Below are 16,724 nucleotides of genomic sequence, written 5' to 3'. Positions count from 1 at the left end.
GCTCTTTTTTTTCAGGATTACCCTGCCTTCGCCAGCTCTTTTACCAGCGGCAGCATGATGCGTACCACGTCGCGGCTGCGGTGCTCTATCCGGCCCGGTAACGCTTTATCGATATGCTGTTGGTTATCCAGACGCACATCGTGCCAGCTGTTGCCATCCGGGAATGAAGGACTTTTGGCGCGTTGTTGATAGCCATCTTTCTTGCCCAGGTTCCAGTTGGTCGCTTCAACGGAAAGGACGGCAATTCCCGCGTTATCGAACACCTCTGCGTCGTTACAGCAGCCGGTACCTTTCGGATAGTCTTTGTTCAGTCCGGGGTTGGTGCTGGCGACAATACCGCGGCTGCGTGCGATGACCAGCGCCCGGTCGCGCGTCAGTTTTCGTACGGCTTCCGGGGTTCTTTTCCCGCTGTTGAAATAGAGCTTATCGCCAACGATCAGGTTATCGAGGTTGATAACCAGCAGCGTATTTTTCTTCTCGGCGGCGCTCATTCGCTTCAGGATGTTCTCTGCGCCGAGTTTGCCTTCCTCTTCACCGCTGGTGGCGATAAAGCGAATACCGTACTGCGTCGGCACATTTTTGAGTCGTTCAGCCAGCTCCAGCATCACGCCCACCCCTGCGGCGTTGTCGTCGATACCCTGTAGGGTTAATCCACCCAGATTGGCATCGGAATCGGCGTCGCTTTGCGCAGCGTAGGTGTCGAGGTGCGCCATGATAATAATCTGCTGTGGCGCTTTGCCTTCATGTGCTGCAATGACGGTACTGCCCGTTACGTTATGCCAGTTTTTACGATTATCTTTGGCGGTATAAATATAGCGGCTGTTAAACGTCCGAATATCACTGCTATAGCCCATCTGCTGAAATTGCTGACGTATATAATCAGCAGATAACATTTCTGCCGGAGAACCCGTCACACGGCCTGGGAAGAATGTGGCGATGTAGCGTGCCTGGGTATTTGCGAAATCTCCGGGCTTCGAAGATGTTGCCTGTGCGGGAAGGATAAAGCACGCGCCGAGCGCCAGGGCGATAGTCAGGTGGCGCAATGCGGAAAACATAGTGAGTCCTTAAATACCAAGCAGAAATTTTTAGCCGCTAGTATGAAACCGTGATCGCGGTAAAACAATTTCATTTGCTCCTAAATGCCCGAAATCCGGTGGCTTAAGCACTTTTTGATATTTGCTTTTCCAGATCGTTATTCCTTTGAGGAACTACTCATTCCAATTCGTAATTTCATTCGCCTCCTTGCCCTCCCTATAGTCAGGTTATCTGAGCATCGTTAGCAAAATAACGGCATTACATAGGAACGGTTATGGATCAAAAACGACTTACCCACCTGCGGCAACTGGAAGCGGAAAGCATCCATATCATTCGTGAGGTGGCCGCCGAGTTTTCTAATCCGGTGATGATGTATTCCATCGGCAAAGATTCCAGCGTAATGCTGCATCTGGCGCGCAAAGCGTTTTATCCTGGCACGCTGCCGTTCCCCTTGCTGCACGTTGATACCGGTTGGAAATTTAGCGAGATGTATGAATTTCGTGACCGCACGGCGAAAGCCTACGGCTGCGAACTGCTGGTGCATAAAAACCCGGAAGGGGTGGCGATGGGCATCAACCCCTTTGTCCACGGCAGCGCCAAGCATACCGATATTATGAAAACCGAAGGGCTTAAGCAGGCGCTGAATAAATACGGTTTTGACGCCGCGTTCGGCGGCGCACGCCGTGATGAGGAGAAATCGCGCGGCAAAGAGCGCATTTACTCCTTCCGCGATCGCTTCCATCGCTGGGACCCGAAAAATCAGCGTCCGGAACTGTGGCACAACTACAACGGACAAATTAACAAAGGCGAAAGCATTCGCGTATTCCCGCTCTCTAACTGGACCGAACAGGATATCTGGCAGTACATCTGGTTGGAAAATATCGACATCGTACCGCTGTACCTGGCGGCTGAGCGTCCGGTGCTGGAGCGTGATGGCATGCTGATGATGATTGATGACGACAGAATCGATCTGCAACCCGGCGAAGTGATTAAAAAGCGCATGGTGCGTTTCCGCACGCTTGGCTGCTGGCCGCTGACCGGCGCGGTGGAGTCGAATGCGCAGACGCTGCCGGAAATTATTGAAGAGATGCTGGTCTCAACCACCAGTGAACGTCAGGGGCGCGTGATTGACCGCGACCAGGCGGGCTCCATGGAGCTGAAGAAACGTCAGGGGTATTTCTAAGGAGCCGCCATGAATACGACACTTGCACAACAAATTGCTAATGAAGGCGGCGTTGAAGCCTGGATGGTTGCCCAGCAACACAAAAGCCTGCTGCGTTTTTTAACCTGCGGTAGCGTGGATGACGGCAAAAGTACCCTGATTGGTCGACTGCTGCACGATACCCGGCAGATCTATGAAGATCAGCTCTCATCGCTGCATAACGACAGTAAACGCCATGGCACCCAAGGCGAAAAACTCGATCTGGCGCTATTGGTTGACGGCTTGCAGGCCGAGCGCGAGCAGGGCATCACCATCGACGTGGCTTATCGTTATTTCTCCACCGAGAAGCGCAAATTTATTATTGCGGATACCCCCGGTCACGAACAGTACACCCGCAACATGGCGACCGGTGCGTCGACCTGCGACCTGGCGATCCTGTTGATCGATGCGCGTAAAGGCGTGCTCGATCAGACCCGTCGTCACAGCTTTATCTCTACGCTGCTTGGGATCAAGCACCTGGTGGTAGCGATCAACAAAATGGATCTGGTGAGCTTTAGCGAAGAGACATTTAACCGCATCCGCGAAGACTATCTCACGTTTGCTGAACAACTGCCGGGCAATCTGGATATCCGCTTTGTGCCGCTCTCCGCGCTGGAAGGCGATAACGTGGCTTCGCCAAGCGTCAGCATGCCATGGTACAGCGGCCCGACGCTGCTCGAAGTGCTGGAAACCGTTGAGATCCAGCGCATTGTCGATACCCAGCCGATGCGTTTCCCGGTGCAGTATGTGAACCGACCAAATCTGGATTTTCGTGGTTATGCCGGAACGCTGGCCTCCGGTAGCGTGCAGGTAGGGCAACGCGTCAAGGTGTTACCGTCCGGCGTTGAGTCGAGCGTGGCGCGGATCGTTACCTTTGATGGTGATTTACAGCAAGCGCATGCCGGTGAAGCGATCACCCTGGTGCTGAAAGATGAGATTGATATCAGCCGGGGCGACCTGCTGCTGGATGCAGGTGAAGCGTTGCCAGCGGTACAAAGCGCTGCCGTTGATGTGGTGTGGATGGCGGAACAGCCGCTGTCGCCGGGGCAGAGCTACGACATCAAAGTTGCCGGCAAGAAGACCCGCGCGCGCGTGGACACCGTGCAGTACCAGGTCGATATTAACAACCTGACCCAGCGTGAGGTCGACGCGTTACCGCTGAACGGCATTGGTCTGGTTAATCTGACGTTTGATGAACCGCTGGTGTTGGATACCTATCAGCAGAACCCGGTTACGGGTGGGTTGATTATCATTGACCGCCTGACTAACGTCACCGTCGGCGCGGGGTTGGTGCGTGAGCCTATCATCCAGGAGCAGGCCGCCGCTTCTCAGTTCAGCGCGTTTGAACTGGAGCTGAATGCGCTGGTGCGTCGCCACTTCCCACACTGGGGTGCGCGCGATCTGCTGGGAGGCAAATAATGGCGCTGCATGACGAAAACGTCGTCTGGCATGCCCATCCTGTTACACCGCAACAGCGGGAGCAACGCCACGGTCACCGTGGTGTTGTGCTGTGGTTTACCGGACTGTCTGGCTCCGGTAAATCTACCGTAGCGGGAGCGCTGGAAGAAGCGTTGCACAAGCTGGGCGTCAGCACTTATCTGCTGGATGGCGATAACGTGCGTCACGGCCTGTGCAGCGATCTGGGGTTTAGCGATGCCGATCGTAAGGAGAATATCCGTCGGGTTGGCGAGGTGGCTAACCTGATGGTGGATGCCGGTCTGGTAGTTCTGACCGCCTTTATCTCTCCGCATCGCGCCGAGCGAAAAATGGTCCGCGAGCGCGTTGGCGCAGGGCGTTTTGTTGAGGTTTTTGTCGATACGCCATTAGCAACGTGCGAAGCGCGCGACCCAAAAGGGCTGTATAAAAAAGCCAGGTCGGGGGAGTTGCGCAATTTCACCGGAATTGATTCGGTATACGAAGCGCCTGAATCGCCAGAGATTCATCTGGATGGTGAACAATTGGTAACAAATTTGGTTCCCCAATTATTAGACCTGCTGAGGCAGGGAGATATTATCAGATCCTGAGACACCCGAGCTTACATGCCCGGTCAGTCACGGTCACAGGATTAGATATGCGTAACAGCCATAACATTACTATTACAGAGTCAGAGACCTTCGCTACCGACGACGAAACCACCTGGTCCCTACCAGGGGCCGTGGTCGGTTTTGTAGCGTGGCTGCTGGCGCTGGGGTTCCCATGTCTGATGTATGGCCCTAACACACTGTTTTTCTTCCTTTATACCTGGCCTTTCTTCCTCGCGTTGCTGCCCGTGGCGATTGTGGCGGGTATTGCCCTGCACTCGCTATTAAAAGGAAAGCTGCTGCTGAGCATTACCAGCACCCTACTGGTGGTGGGTGGAATGTTTAGCGCGCTATTCTTTTGGCTTTTGGGCTAGGCTAAGTGCGTTTTAAACGATCGCCGATGTCGTTCACTGTCTGGTCATAATTCAAACCGTAACCAACAATGAGATTATGTTCTCCTTACACGGGGTATACGTAACAACGGGCAAATGTGGTACATTTGCCCGCGTTGTCGCGGCATTCCCGTCCGTTGATGTAAAGTCGTCTACGGAAGTTATGGGATGTTAATGCCGTTTTTCAGGGGGCAGGATGGGTAAACTTACGCTGCTGTTGCTGGCTTTATTAGTCTGGCTACAGTATTCGCTGTGGTTCGGTAAGAACGGCATACATGACTATAGTCGCGTCAACGATGATGTTGCTGCGCAGCAGGCTACAAACGCGAAACTTAAAGCGCGTAACGATCAGCTCTTTGCCGAAATTGACGATCTCAATGGCGGACAAGAGGCCATTGAGGAGCGCGCGCGCAACGAACTCAGCATGACTAAGCCGGGCGAAACTTTTTATCGTCTGGTGCCTGACGCGTCTAAACGCGCCCAGACTGCAGGGCAAAACAATCGATAAATCGTCCAGGGATCTAACATGGCAGCCACTTTATTGGACGTTTGCGCCGTGGTGCCGGCTGCCGGATTTGGCCGCCGAATGCAAACAGAGTGTCCTAAGCAGTACCTCTCAATTGGCAATAAAACCATTCTTGAACACTCGGTTGATGCGCTACTGGCCCATCCCCGGGTGACGCGAGTCGTCATCGCTATCAGCCCAGGCGACAGCCGCTTTGCCCAACTTCCACTTGCCGCGCATCCGCAAATTACCGTAGTGGATGGTGGCAACGAACGTGCCGATTCTGTCCTTGCCGGTTTGCAAGCCGCAGGAGATGCGCGTTGGGTGCTGGTGCATGACGCCGCGCGTCCGTGTCTGCATCAGGATGACTTAGCACGTTTGCTGGCAATCAGTGAAACCAGCCGCACTGGCGGGATCCTGGCGGCACCCGTACGCGATACGATGAAACGCGCTGAACCGGGCCGCACAGACATTGCCCATACGGTCGATCGTACCGATTTATGGCATGCATTAACGCCGCAGTTTTTCCCTCGCGAGCTGTTGCACGACTGCCTGACCCGTGCGCTCAACGAAGGCGCAACCATTACGGACGAAGCTTCGGCGCTGGAATATTGCGGCTTTCATCCGCAACTGGTCGAAGGACGCGCTGACAACATCAAAGTCACCCGCCCGGAAGACCTGGCGCTGGCGGAGTTTTATCTCTCCCGAACAATCCATTTGGAGAATGCATAATGCGAATCGGACACGGTTTTGACGTACACGCTTTTGGCGGCGTTGGCCCAATTATCATTGGCGGCGTGCGCATCCCGTATGAAAAAGGACTGCTGGCGCATTCTGATGGTGATGTGGCGTTACATGCGCTAACCGATGCCTTGCTGGGCGCGGCGGCGCTGGGTGACATCGGTAAACTCTTCCCGGATACCGACCCGGCCTTTAAAGGTGCAGATAGCCGCGAATTATTGCGTGAAGCCTGGCGGCGTATTCAGGCGAAAGGCTATACGCTTGGTAATGTGGATGTGACGATTATTGTTCAGGCGCCGAAGATGCTGCCGCACATTCCGCAAATGCGCGTATTTATTGCCGAAGATCTTGGCTGCCATATGGATGATGTTAACGTGAAAGCGACCACCACGGAAAAACTCGGTTTCACCGGGCGTGGGGAAGGGATTGCCTGTGAAGCGGTGGCGTTACTCATTAAGGCAACGAAATGACTGCGTTTGAGAATCTGACATATCTTCATGGTAAACCACTGGGCCATGGCGTCCTGAAAGCCAATCCGGAAGACTTTGTCGTCGTCGAAGATCTAGGCTTCGAACCGGATGGCGAAGGCGAGCACATTTTGGTGCGCATCCTGAAAAACGGCTGCAATACCCGTTTTGTCGCTGACGCGCTGGCGAAGTTCCTGAAAATTCACGCCCGTGAAGTGAGCTTTGCCGGGCAAAAAGATAAGCATGCGGTCACGGAACAGTGGCTGTGCGCGCGCGTGCCGGGCAATGTAATGCCTGATTTAAGCAAATTTGAGCTCGAAGGCTGTAAAGTGCTGGAGTACGCGCGCCACAAGCGTAAGCTGCGTTTAGGGGCGCTGAAAGGCAACGAATTTACGCTGGTGCTGCGTGAAGTGAGCGAGCGAAATGATGTTGAAGCGCGATTACAGGCGATTAGCGAGCGCGGCGTACCGAACTATTTTGGCGCTCAGCGTTTTGGGATCGGCGGCAGCAACCTGCAAGGGGCGCTGCGCTGGGCGCAAAGCGATGCGCCGGTGCGCGATCGCAATAAACGCAGTTTTTGGTTGTCGGCGGCCCGTAGCGCGTTGTTTAATCAGATCGTCAGTGAACGCTTGAAAAAAACAGACTTTAATCAAGTTGTTGACGGCGATGCGCTACAATTGTCGGGACGCGGAAGCTGGTTTGTCGCCACGCAGGAAGAACAGACTGAATTACAGCGTCGCGTCGATGACAAAGAATTGATGATTACAGCGGCATTACCGGGTAGCGGTGAGTGGGGAACTCAGCGCGACGCGCTGGTGTTTGAAGAAAGCGCTGTTGCGGATGAAACCGTGCTGCAGTCTCTGCTATTGCGCGAGAAAGTCGAGGCATCGCGACGCGCTATGTTGCTGTATCCACAACAATTAAGCTGGAACTGGTGGGATGACGTAACCGTTGAGTTACGCTTCTGGCTACCGGCAGGTAGCTTCGCCACCAGTGTAGTAAGGGAACTTATTAACACAATGGGTGATTATGCGTATATTGCTGAGTAACGATGATGGGGTCCATGCACCCGGTATACAAACGCTGGCGAAAGCCCTGCGTGAGTTTGCTGACGTACAGGTGGTTGCCCCGGATCGTAACCGCAGTGGCGCGTCTAACTCGCTGACGCTGGAATCTTCACTTCGCACGTTTACCTATGATAACGGCGATATCGCCGTACAAATGGGTACGCCCACCGACTGCGTCTATCTGGGCGTGAACGCGTTAATGCGTCCGCGTCCGGACATTGTCGTTTCTGGTATTAACGCAGGTCCTAATCTCGGGGATGATGTCATCTATTCCGGTACCGTTGCGGCGGCAATGGAAGGTCGTCACCTTGGGTTCCCTGCGCTGGCTGTCTCGCTTGATGGCCATAAGCACTACGATACTGCTGCGGCAGTGACCTGTCGTATCTTACGGGCGCTGAGTCGTGAACCGCTGCGCACCGGGCGTATTTTAAATATCAACGTTCCGGATCTACCGCTGGATCAGATTAAAGGCATCCGCGTCACCCGCTGCGGCAGCCGCCATCCGGCGGATCAGGTTATTCCACAGCAGGATCCGCGCGGAAATACGTTGTACTGGATTGGGCCGCCGGGGGAAAAATGCGACGCCGGGCCGGATACCGATTTTGCCGCCGTCGATGAAGGCTATGTTTCCATCACGCCGCTGCATGTCGATTTAACCGCCTACGGCGCGCATGAGGTGGTTTCGAGCTGGTTGGACAGCGTGGGAGTCGACACGCAATGGTAAGCAGACGCGTACATACTCTTCTTGAACAATTACGTGCGCAGGGCATCCGAGATGAGCATGTCCTGGATGCACTCGCCGCCGTGCCGCGTGAGAAATTCATTGATGAGGCGTTTGAACATAAGGCCTGGGACAATATTGCCTTGCCGATTGGTCAAGGGCAGACGATTTCGCAGCCTTATATGGTTGCACGCATGACTGAGCTGCTTGAGCTAACGCCGCAATCGCGGGTGCTGGAAATTGGCACTGGCTCCGGCTACCAGACGGCGATTCTGGCGCATCTGGTGCAGCATGTATGCTCCGTTGAGCGTATTAAAGGCCTGCAATGGCAGGCGCGTCGTCGCCTGAAACAGCTGGATTTACACAATGTTTCTACCCGTCACGGTGATGGATGGCAGGGCTGGCAAGCGCGAGCCCCGTTTGACGCTATCATTGTAACGGCAGCACCGCCGGAGATCCCAACTGCGCTGATGATGCAGCTGGATGAAGGCGGTATTCTCGTCTTACCCGTGGGCGATGAGCACCAGTTCCTGAAGCGGGTGCGTCGTCGGGGAGGCGAATTTATTATTGATACCGTGGAGGCCGTACGTTTTGTTCCCTTAGTAAAAGGGGAGCTTGCGTAGACACTGGCTCTGAATACCTGGAGTTTTCCTGGATATTCTGGAATTAGTCAGCGTATCGTGTCGATGCTTTTGCACGGTGATTACGTTACGGGTTTTAACCAAATTTTCCTGGGGGATAAATGAGCGCGGGAAGCCACAAATTTACCATTCGCCGTATTGCGGCATTGTCACTGGTTTCATTATGGCTGGCAGGTTGTTCAAACACCTCGAATCCACCAGCGCCGGTCAGCTCGGTTGACGGCGGTGCATCCACGAACACCAGTTCCGGCATGCTGATTACGCCTCCGCCAAAAATGGGCTCGACGTCGACAGTACAACAGACGCCACAGATCCAACCGGTGCAGACTCCGACTACGCAACCAACGCAAATTCAACCTGTTGCAGAACAGCCTGTACAGATGGAAAACGGTCGTATCGTGTACAACCGTAAGTATGGGAATATTCCGAAAGGTAGCTACACGGGCGGCAGCACCTATACTGTCAAGAAAGGCGACACACTTTTCTATATTGCCTGGATTACCGGGAACGATTTCCGTGACCTCGCACAGCGCAATAACGTTCCGGCCCCGTATAGCCTGAATGTCGGCCAAACTCTGCAAGTGGGCAACGCCTCGGGTACACCGATTACCGGTGGGAATGCCATCACCCAGGCGGATGCAGCACAGCAAGGAGTTGTGACCAACCCTGCACAAAATTCCACCGTTGCTGTTGCTTCGAAACCAACAATTACGTATTCTGAGGATTCAGGTGAACAAAGTGCTAACAAAATGTTGCCGAACAACAAGCCTGCTGGGACAGTTGTCACAGCGCCAGTAACGGCTCCAGCAGTTAGCACAACCGAAACAACTGCAAGCTCAACGTCGACCAGCGCGCCAATCTCTACCTGGCGCTGGCCAACTGACGGCAAAGTGATCGAAAACTTTGCGGCTACCGAAGGTGGCAATAAAGGGATCGACATTGCAGGCAGCAAAGGACAGGCTATTGTCGCGACCGCAGATGGACGCGTCGTTTATGCCGGTAACGCGCTGCGTGGTTACGGTAATCTTATTATCATCAAACATAACGATGATTACCTGAGCGCCTACGCCCATAACGATACAATGCTGGTCCGGGAACAACAAGAAATCAAGGCGGGGCAGAAAATAGCTACCATGGGTAGTACCGGAACCAGTTCAACACGCTTGCATTTTGAAATTCGTTACAAGGGGAAATCCGTAAACCCGCTGCGTTACTTGCCGCAGCGATAATTCGGCGGAACCAGGCTTTCACTTGCTAGTTCCGTTAGGGATCACGGGTAGGAGCCACCTTTATGAGTCAGAATACGCTGAAAGTTCATGATTTAAATGAAGATGCGGAATTTGATGAGAACGGAGTAGAGGCTTTTGATGAGAAAGCCTTGAGTGAAGAGGAACCCAGTGATAACGACCTGGCTGAAGAAGAGCTGTTATCGCAGGGGGCCACACAGCGTGTGTTGGACGCGACTCAGCTTTACCTTGGTGAGATTGGTTATTCACCACTGTTAACAGCCGAAGAAGAAGTTTATTTTGCGCGTCGCGCACTGCGTGGAGATGTCGCCTCTCGCCGCCGCATGATTGAAAGTAACCTGCGTCTGGTGGTGAAAATTGCTCGCCGTTATGGCAATCGCGGTCTGGCATTGCTGGACCTGATTGAAGAGGGCAATCTGGGGCTTATCCGTGCCGTCGAGAAGTTTGACCCGGAACGCGGGTTCCGCTTCTCAACATACGCAACGTGGTGGATCCGTCAGACGATCGAACGGGCTATTATGAACCAAACCCGTACGATCCGACTGCCGATTCATATTGTAAAAGAGCTGAACGTCTATCTGCGTACCGCGCGTGAGTTGTCGCATAAACTGGACCATGAACCGAGCGCAGAAGAGATTGCTGAACAACTGGATAAACCGGTTGATGACGTCAGCCGTATGCTCCGACTCAACGAGCGCATTACCTCGGTAGACACCCCGCTGGGTGGCGATTCCGAAAAAGCGTTGCTGGACATCCTGGCCGATGAAAAAGAAAACGGCCCGGAAGACACCACGCAAGACGATGATATGAAACAGAGCATCGTCAAATGGCTGTTCGAACTGAACGCCAAACAGCGTGAAGTGCTGGCACGTCGTTTCGGTCTGCTGGGGTATGAAGCTGCGACACTGGAAGATGTGGGCCGCGAAATCGGTCTTACGCGTGAACGTGTTCGTCAGATTCAGGTTGAAGGCCTGCGTCGTCTGCGCGAAATTCTGCAGACTCAGGGGCTGAATATCGAAGCGCTGTTCCGCGAGTAAGCACAAGTTCCATCAAGAAAGGCCAGTCTCATCGAGACTGGCCTTTTTCTTTAGCGCTACCGCTTATTGGTCGGCACATATTGTCCGATGGCGCTTTGCTTATCGGGCCTACAAAGACATCACCCAAAACCGCCATCCGAACGATTATCCCATCATCTTACGCACCAGTTGAGTAAACTGTTTGCGCTCTTCCTCGCTCAGTCTGCCCAGAAACTCATCATCCACGCGATCTCCTACCGGGGTTGCGCTGGCCAATAATGCTTCTCCTTGCGCAGTCAAATAAACAAACCGCCGACGCTTATCCGCCGGGTCGTGATCCCGCCTGACCAGCCCACGCTTTTCCATCCGGCTCAGCATTTCCGCAAGTGTGGCTTTAGTGCAGACCGCTGCCTCCATCAGGGCGACCTGTTCAATGCCGGGCTGTTCGGCAATGGCGCGCATCACCGCGTACTGCGGTTTGGTTAGCTCTGGTAACTCATGTTGCCAGCGAGCCGTATGCTGCTGAAAAAGCTGACGTAAAAGATGAAATGCTTTATTGCGTAACGGCATGAGAGCTCCGGGATATCGGTCAGTCTCTATCATAGCGGGTTACGCCTCCTTTTTTAACCATCGCTGTTTTAGCTATCCGTGCGCGGTGGCCTTGCCCACAATGAATTGTGGGAGTATTTTAATCAAAATGTTCGTACACGAACAAATTGAGGAATTGAATGAGACTGATCGTAGGAATGACGGGGGCTACCGGCGCACCGCTCGGCGTGTCGCTACTACAGGCGCTGCGGGAAATGCCGGGGGTGGAAACCCATCTGGTGCTGTCGAAATGGGCAAAAACGACCATTGAGCTGGAAACGCCGTACAGCGTCCGCGATGTATCCGCACTGGCAGACTATTGCCACAACCCCGCGGACCAGGCCGCGACCATCTCCTCCGGATCGTTTCGTACTGACGGCATGATCATTATCCCCTGCAGCATGAAAACGCTGGCCGGTATTCGCGCAGGTTACGCGGAAGGGCTGGTGGGGCGCGCCGCAGACGTGGTGCTGAAAGAAGGGCGCAAACTGGTGCTGGTGCCGCGTGAAATGCCGCTCAGCACCATCCATCTGGAAAACATGCTCGCGCTTTCCCGCATGGGCGTGGCGATGGTCCCGCCAATGCCCGCGTTTTACAACCATCCGCAAACGGTCGATGACATCACCCAGCACATTGTCGCGCGCGTGCTCGACCAGTTTGGGCTTGAACACCCTAACGCCCGTCGTTGGCAGGGATTACGACAGGCGCAGAATTTTGCACAGGAGAACGAATAATGGCATTTGATGATTTGCGCAGCTTTTTGCAGGCGCTGGACGACCAGGGACAACTGCTGAAAATCAGTGAGGAAGTTAACGCCGAGCCGGATCTGGCGGCGGCGGCCAACGCGACCGGGCGTATTGGTGATGGCGCGCCTGCGCTGTGGTTTGACAATATTCGCGGTTTTACCGATGCCCGCGTGGCGATGAACACCATCGGTTCATGGCAGAATCACGCCATCTCTTTAGGTCTGCCACCAAATACCCCGGTGAAAAAACAGATTGATGAGTTTATCCGTCGCTGGGATAAATTTCCGGTTGCCCCGGAACGTCGTGCGAACCCGGCATGGGCTGAAAATACCGTCGACGGCGAAGACATTAATCTTTTCGACATTCTGCCGCTGTTTCGCCTGAACGATGGCGACGGCGGTTTCTACCTGGATAAAGCCTGCGTGGTGTCGCGCGATCCGCTGGATCGGGACAACTTCGGCAAACAGAACGTCGGCATCTACCGCATGGAAGTGAAGGGCAAACGTAAGCTCGGTCTGCAACCGGTGCCAATGCATGATATCGCGCTGCACCTGCATAAAGCGGAAGAGCGCGGTGAAGATTTGCCGATTGCCATCACGCTGGGTAATGATCCTATCATCACTTTGATGGGCGCCACGCCGCTGAAATACGATCAGTCTGAATACGAGATGGCGGGAGCGCTGCGTGAAAGCCCGTACCCGATCGCTACCGCGCCGCTCACCGGTTTTGACGTACCGTGGGGCTCTGAAGTGATCCTCGAAGGGGTCATTGAAAGCCGTAAACGCGAAATCGAAGGTCCGTTTGGCGAGTTTACTGGCCACTATTCCGGTGGACGCAATATGACCGTGGTGCGTATCGATAAAGTCTCTTATCGCAGCAAACCGATTTTTGAATCACTCTATCTCGGTATGCCGTGGACCGAAATCGACTACCTGATGGGCCCGGCGACCTGCGTACCGCTTTATCAACAATTGAAAGCCGAATTCCCGGAAGTGCAGGCGGTGAACGCCATGTACACCCACGGACTGCTGGCGATTATTTCCACCAAAAAACGCTACGGCGGCTTTGCCCGCGCGGTGGGGCTGCGTGCTATGACCACGCCGCACGGCCTGGGTTACGTGAAGATGGTGATTATGGTTGATGAAGACGTTGACCCGTTCAACCTGCCGCAGGTGATGTGGGCGCTCTCCTCGAAGGTCAATCCGGCGGGCGATCTGGTGCAACTGCCGAATATGTCGGTGCTGGAACTTGATCCCGGTTCCAGTCCGGCGGGGATTACCGACAAGCTCATCATCGATGCCACGACACCGGTTGCACCGGATAACCGAGGTCATTACAGCCAACCGGTATGTGATTTACCGGAAACAAAAGCCTGGGCTGAAAAGCTGACCGCCATGCTGGCCAACCGTAAATAAGGAGTAGCAGATGATTTGTCCACGTTGTGCCGATGAACATATTGAAGTGATGGCGAACTCGCCGGTAAAAGGTGTCTGGACCGTATATCAGTGCCAGCATTGTCTGTACACCTGGCGTAATACCGAGCCGCTACGCCGTACCAGCCGCGAGCATTATCCGCAAGCGTTTCGCATGACGCAGAAAGATATCGACGATGCGCCAATGGTGCCAAGTATCCCGCCGCTGCTGGCGGAAGATAAGCGTTAATCAAAAAATGCCGGGTGCGGCGAAACCGTACCCGGCACAACGGCGTTACACCAGACTTTTTAACCGATAGATCCATTCCAGTGCCTGGCGAGGCGTGAGTGAATCCGGGTCGAGATTTTCCAGCGCTTCAACGGCGGGAGATGTTTCTTCCGCAACCGAAAGCAGCGACATCTGTGTACCATCGACCTGGGTTGCGGCAACATTCGGCGCGATGCTTTCCAGTTCGCGCAGTTTTTGCCGCGCACGTTTTATGACCTCTTTCGGCACACCTGCCAGGGCTGCTACCGCCAGGCCATAGCTCTTGCTCGCCGCGCCATCCTGTACGCTGTGCATAAAGGCGATGGTATCGCCATGCTCTAACGCGTCCAGATGTACATTCGCGACGCCTTCCATCTTCTCCGGTAACTGAGTCAGTTCGAAGTAGTGGGTGGCGAACAATGTTAATGCTTTGATTTTATTCGCCAGGTTTTCTGCGCACGCCCATGCCAGCGACAGGCCGTCGTAGGTTGAAGTGCCGCGTCCAATCTCATCCATCAGCACCAGGCTGTTTTCGGTAGCATTATGCAGAATGTTGGCGGTTTCGGTCATCTCAACCATGAAGGTGGAACGACCCGAGGCCAGATCATCCGCCGCGCCAACGCGGGTAAATATACGGTCGATAGGCCCAATCTCGACTTTTTGTGCCGGGACATAGCTGCCGATATACGCCAGCAGCGCAATCAATGCGGTCTGGCGCATATAGGTACTTTTTCCCCCCATGTTCGGCCCGGTGATGATCAGCATCCGGCGCTGTGGGGAAAGGTTGAGCGGGTTGGCGATAAACGGCTCTGTCAGTACCTGCTCCACCACCGGGTGACGACCCTCGGTAATACGAATACCGGGTTTATCGGTGAAGATCGGACAGGTGTAATTCAACGTATAAGCACGTTCTGCGAGGTTGACCAGGACGTCCAGCTCCGCCAGCGCGCTGGCGCTCTGTTGTAAATCAGCCAGATGCGGCAGCAGCATATCGAACAGCTCGTCGTATAGCTGTTTTTCCAGTGCCAGCGCCTTACCTTTGGAAGTCAGAACTTTGTCTTCATACTCTTTCAGTTCTGGAATAATGTAGCGTTCAGCGTTTTTCAACGTCTGGCGACGCACGTAATTAATTGGCGCCAGATGGCTCTGTCCACGACTGATCTGAATGTAGTATCCGTGAACGGCGTTGAATCCAACTTTCAGCGTATCAAGACCCGTGCGTTCGCGCTCGCGGATCTCCAGTCTGTCGAGGTAGTCGGTTGCGCCATCGGCCAGCGCTCGCCACTCGTCCAGCTCTTCGTTATAGCCAGACGCGATGACGCCGCCGTCGCGTACCAGCACCGGTGGAGCTTCCACTACGGCGCGTTCCAGCAGTTCACGCAGCTCCGCAAACTCCCCCATTTTCTCACGCAGCATCTGCACCGGGGCGCTGTCTACGTTTTCCAGTTGCGCGCGTAGTTCTGGGAGTTGCTGGAAAGCGTGGCGCATGCGGGCCAGATCGCGCGGGCGCGCGGTACGCAGAGCGAGACGCGCCAGAATGCGTTCCAGATCGCCCACCTGACGCAGCACGGGTTGCAATTCGCTGGTGATATCCTGTAGCGCGCCGATTGTTTGTTGGCGTTCAGTGAGGATTTTGGTGTCGCGGACCGGCATATGCAGCCAGCGCTTGAGCATACGGCTGCCCATCGGTGTTACGGTGCAGTCGAGTACCGAAGCCAATGTGTTTTCAACGCCGCCAGCCAGGTTCTGGGTGATCTCCAGATTGCGGCGGGTGGCGGCATCCATAATGATGCTGTCCTGCTGACGCTCCATGGTGATGGAACGAATATGCGGCAGTGAGGTACGCTGGGTATCTTTCACATATTGCAGCAGACAGCCAGCAGCGCATAATCCGCGCGGGGCGTTCTCAACGCCAAAGCCAATCAGGTCTCGTGTGCCAAACTGCAGATTTAACTGCTGACGGGCAGTATCAATTTCAAATTCCCACAGCGGACGGCGGCGCAGGCCGCGACGTCCTTCAATCAGTGAGGTTTCTGCAAAATCTTCGGCATACAGCAGTTCCGCCGGGTTAGTTCGCTGCAGTTCGGCGGCCATGGTCTCGCGGTCGGCAGGCTCGCTAACGCGAAAACGCCCGGAGCTGATGTCCAGCGTGGCATAGCCGTAGCCTTTGCTGTCCTGCCAGACGGCGGCCAGCAGGTTGTCCTGGCGCTCCTGTAACAGCGCTTCATCACTGATGGTGCCGGGCGTAACGATGCGCACAACTTTACGCTCCACCGGTCCTTTGCTGGTGGCCGGATCGCCAATCTGTTCGCAAATAGCGACGGATTCCCCTTGATTGACCAGCTTGGCAAGGTAGTTTTCTACCGCATGGTGGGGAATACCCGCCATTGGGATGGGCTCGCCTGCGGATGCGCCGCGCTTAGTCAGGGAGATATCAAGCAGCTGAGACGCGCGTTTCGCATCGTCATAAAACAGTTCATAAAAGTCGCCCATGCGGTAAAACAGCAGTATTTCCGGGTGCTGAGCTTTCAGCTTGAGATACTGCTGCATCATTGGGGTGTGGGCGTCGAGATTATCGATTGTACTCATGGAGTTGTGTCCAGTTCCCTGATTTTCAATGGATTGCGATATTCTTGTTTTCGTTGTTATCACATAA

General features: G+C 54.5%; 18 protein-coding genes. 15 read left to right on the top strand and 3 right to left on the bottom strand.

What is annotated here, in order from left to right; translation table 11 throughout:
- Positions 1–17: 17 nt before the first annotated feature.
- Positions 18–1,055, bottom strand: coding sequence for an aminopeptidase (locus tag FOB24_RS20225; protein WP_150345383.1), 1,038 nt, complete (start codon positions 1,053–1,055; stop codon positions 18–20).
- Positions 1,056–1,309: 254 nt separating this feature from the next.
- Here FOB24_RS20225 and cysD point away from each other — a divergent pair, with 254 nt between their 5' ends.
- The 12 genes from cysD (at position 1,310) to rpoS (ending at position 11,075) form a co-directional block, all read left to right on the top strand.
- The gene (gene cysD / locus FOB24_RS20220) at positions 1,310–2,218 is read left to right on the top strand and encodes a sulfate adenylyltransferase subunit CysD (protein WP_150345382.1); all 909 of its coding nucleotides are present in this window, start codon (positions 1,310–1,312) and stop codon (positions 2,216–2,218) included.
- A 9-nt stretch (positions 2,219–2,227) separates the two neighbouring features.
- Complete coding sequence (gene cysN, locus FOB24_RS20215; protein ID WP_150345381.1) at positions 2,228–3,655, top strand: sulfate adenylyltransferase subunit CysN; 1,428 nt, start codon at positions 2,228–2,230, stop codon at positions 3,653–3,655.
- Entirely contained in the window at positions 3,655–4,260 is a 606-nt protein-coding gene (gene cysC / locus FOB24_RS20210; protein ID WP_150345380.1) for an adenylyl-sulfate kinase, read from the top strand. Before cysN ends, cysC begins: the two co-directional genes overlap by 1 nt.
- A gap of 47 nt (positions 4,261–4,307) precedes the next feature.
- Positions 4,308–4,631 carry a DUF3561 family protein gene (locus FOB24_RS20205; RefSeq protein WP_038633162.1) on the top strand — a complete coding sequence of 108 codons (324 nt, stop codon included), beginning with the start codon at positions 4,308–4,310 and terminating at the stop codon, positions 4,629–4,631.
- A gap of 214 nt (positions 4,632–4,845) precedes the next feature.
- Entirely contained in the window at positions 4,846–5,157 is a 312-nt protein-coding gene (ftsB, locus tag FOB24_RS20200) for a cell division protein FtsB (protein WP_003034163.1), read from the top strand.
- 18 nt (positions 5,158–5,175) lie between these two features.
- Positions 5,176–5,886 carry a 2-C-methyl-D-erythritol 4-phosphate cytidylyltransferase gene (ispD, locus tag FOB24_RS20195; RefSeq protein ID WP_038633159.1) on the top strand — a complete coding sequence of 237 codons (711 nt, stop codon included), beginning with the start codon at positions 5,176–5,178 and terminating at the stop codon, positions 5,884–5,886.
- A complete protein-coding gene (ispF, locus tag FOB24_RS20190; RefSeq protein ID WP_150345379.1) occupies positions 5,886–6,365 on the top strand; it encodes a 2-C-methyl-D-erythritol 2,4-cyclodiphosphate synthase in 480 nt (159 codons plus the stop codon). Before ispD ends, ispF begins: the two co-directional genes overlap by 1 nt.
- Entirely contained in the window at positions 6,362–7,411 is a 1,050-nt protein-coding gene (gene truD / locus FOB24_RS20185; protein ID WP_038633155.1) for a tRNA pseudouridine(13) synthase TruD, read from the top strand. Before ispF ends, truD begins: the two co-directional genes overlap by 4 nt.
- Positions 7,392–8,153 carry a 5'/3'-nucleotidase SurE gene (gene surE / locus FOB24_RS20180; RefSeq protein ID WP_038633152.1) on the top strand — a complete coding sequence of 254 codons (762 nt, stop codon included), beginning with the start codon at positions 7,392–7,394 and terminating at the stop codon, positions 8,151–8,153. Before truD ends, surE begins: the two co-directional genes overlap by 20 nt.
- Positions 8,147–8,773 (top strand): protein-L-isoaspartate O-methyltransferase, encoded by a 627-nt coding sequence (pcm, locus tag FOB24_RS20175; protein WP_038633150.1) that lies wholly within the window; start codon positions 8,147–8,149, stop codon positions 8,771–8,773. The genes surE and pcm overlap by 7 nt, the downstream gene beginning before the upstream one ends.
- A gap of 164 nt (positions 8,774–8,937) precedes the next feature.
- Complete coding sequence (gene nlpD / locus FOB24_RS20170) at positions 8,938–10,020, top strand: murein hydrolase activator NlpD (RefSeq protein WP_223229542.1); 1,083 nt, start codon at positions 8,938–8,940, stop codon at positions 10,018–10,020.
- Positions 10,021–10,082: 62 nt separating this feature from the next.
- The gene (gene rpoS / locus FOB24_RS20165) at positions 10,083–11,075 is read left to right on the top strand and encodes an RNA polymerase sigma factor RpoS (RefSeq protein WP_000081498.1); all 993 of its coding nucleotides are present in this window, start codon (positions 10,083–10,085) and stop codon (positions 11,073–11,075) included.
- Positions 11,076–11,219: 144 nt separating this feature from the next.
- Here the strand turns inward: rpoS and FOB24_RS20160 are convergent, their stop codons facing one another.
- Positions 11,220–11,624 (bottom strand): MarR family winged helix-turn-helix transcriptional regulator, encoded by a 405-nt coding sequence (locus FOB24_RS20160; protein ID WP_038633140.1) that lies wholly within the window; start codon positions 11,622–11,624, stop codon positions 11,220–11,222.
- Between the two features lie 158 nt (positions 11,625–11,782).
- Here FOB24_RS20160 and FOB24_RS20155 point away from each other — a divergent pair, with 158 nt between their 5' ends.
- From FOB24_RS20155 to FOB24_RS20145, 3 genes are read left to right on the top strand one after another with little or no spacing between them, the layout of a single operon-like run.
- Positions 11,783–12,376 carry a non-oxidative hydroxyarylic acid decarboxylases subunit B gene (locus FOB24_RS20155; RefSeq protein ID WP_038633137.1) on the top strand — a complete coding sequence of 198 codons (594 nt, stop codon included), beginning with the start codon at positions 11,783–11,785 and terminating at the stop codon, positions 12,374–12,376.
- Positions 12,376–13,803 carry a non-oxidative hydroxyarylic acid decarboxylases subunit C gene (locus FOB24_RS20150; protein WP_038633134.1) on the top strand — a complete coding sequence of 476 codons (1,428 nt, stop codon included), beginning with the start codon at positions 12,376–12,378 and terminating at the stop codon, positions 13,801–13,803. Before FOB24_RS20155 ends, FOB24_RS20150 begins: the two co-directional genes overlap by 1 nt.
- A 10-nt stretch (positions 13,804–13,813) precedes the next feature.
- Positions 13,814–14,050: a non-oxidative hydroxyarylic acid decarboxylases subunit D gene (locus FOB24_RS20145; RefSeq protein WP_038633131.1), complete on the top strand. Its 237-nt coding sequence runs from the start codon at positions 13,814–13,816 to the stop codon at positions 14,048–14,050.
- Positions 14,051–14,095: 45 nt separating this feature from the next.
- Here FOB24_RS20145 and mutS read toward each other — a convergent pair whose 3' ends face one another.
- Positions 14,096–16,657, bottom strand: a complete 2,562-nt coding sequence (gene mutS / locus FOB24_RS20140) for a DNA mismatch repair protein MutS (protein ID WP_038633127.1) — start codon at positions 16,655–16,657, stop codon at positions 14,096–14,098.
- Between the last annotated feature and the right edge of the window lie 67 nt (positions 16,658–16,724).

The sequence above is a fragment of the Citrobacter werkmanii genome (assembly GCF_008693645.1).
GTDB lineage: Bacteria > Pseudomonadota > Gammaproteobacteria > Enterobacterales > Enterobacteriaceae > Citrobacter > Citrobacter werkmanii.
This window is presented reverse-complemented; position numbering and strand designations above follow the sequence as displayed.

What these genes read in the sequence shown, in the direction of transcription:
- FOB24_RS20205 (WP_038633162.1), top strand. Translation starts at nt 4,308, where the DNA reads ATGCGTAACAGCCATAACATTACTATTACAGAGTCAGAGACCTTCGCT.
- rpoS (WP_000081498.1), top strand. Translation starts at nt 10,083, where the DNA reads ATGAGTCAGAATACGCTGAAAGTTCATGATTTAAATGAAGATGCGGAA.
- FOB24_RS20225 (WP_150345383.1), bottom strand. Translation starts at nt 1,055, where the DNA reads ATGTTTTCCGCATTGCGCCACCTGACTATCGCCCTGGCGCTCGGCGCG.
- FOB24_RS20145 (WP_038633131.1), top strand. Translation starts at nt 13,814, where the DNA reads ATGATTTGTCCACGTTGTGCCGATGAACATATTGAAGTGATGGCGAAC.
- pcm (WP_038633150.1), top strand. Translation starts at nt 8,147, where the DNA reads ATGGTAAGCAGACGCGTACATACTCTTCTTGAACAATTACGTGCGCAG.
- cysN (WP_150345381.1), top strand. Translation starts at nt 2,228, where the DNA reads ATGAATACGACACTTGCACAACAAATTGCTAATGAAGGCGGCGTTGAA.
- surE (WP_038633152.1), top strand. Translation starts at nt 7,392, where the DNA reads ATGCGTATATTGCTGAGTAACGATGATGGGGTCCATGCACCCGGTATA.
- ispD (WP_038633159.1), top strand. Translation starts at nt 5,176, where the DNA reads ATGGCAGCCACTTTATTGGACGTTTGCGCCGTGGTGCCGGCTGCCGGA.
- cysD (WP_150345382.1), top strand. Translation starts at nt 1,310, where the DNA reads ATGGATCAAAAACGACTTACCCACCTGCGGCAACTGGAAGCGGAAAGC.
- ftsB (WP_003034163.1), top strand. Translation starts at nt 4,846, where the DNA reads ATGGGTAAACTTACGCTGCTGTTGCTGGCTTTATTAGTCTGGCTACAG.
- FOB24_RS20150 (WP_038633134.1), top strand. Translation starts at nt 12,376, where the DNA reads ATGGCATTTGATGATTTGCGCAGCTTTTTGCAGGCGCTGGACGACCAG.
- FOB24_RS20160 (WP_038633140.1), bottom strand. Translation starts at nt 11,624, where the DNA reads ATGCCGTTACGCAATAAAGCATTTCATCTTTTACGTCAGCTTTTTCAG.
- mutS (WP_038633127.1), bottom strand. Translation starts at nt 16,657, where the DNA reads ATGAGTACAATCGATAATCTCGACGCCCACACCCCAATGATGCAGCAG.
- ispF (WP_150345379.1), top strand. Translation starts at nt 5,886, where the DNA reads ATGCGAATCGGACACGGTTTTGACGTACACGCTTTTGGCGGCGTTGGC.
- truD (WP_038633155.1), top strand. Translation starts at nt 6,362, where the DNA reads ATGACTGCGTTTGAGAATCTGACATATCTTCATGGTAAACCACTGGGC.
- cysC (WP_150345380.1), top strand. Translation starts at nt 3,655, where the DNA reads ATGGCGCTGCATGACGAAAACGTCGTCTGGCATGCCCATCCTGTTACA.
- FOB24_RS20155 (WP_038633137.1), top strand. Translation starts at nt 11,783, where the DNA reads ATGAGACTGATCGTAGGAATGACGGGGGCTACCGGCGCACCGCTCGGC.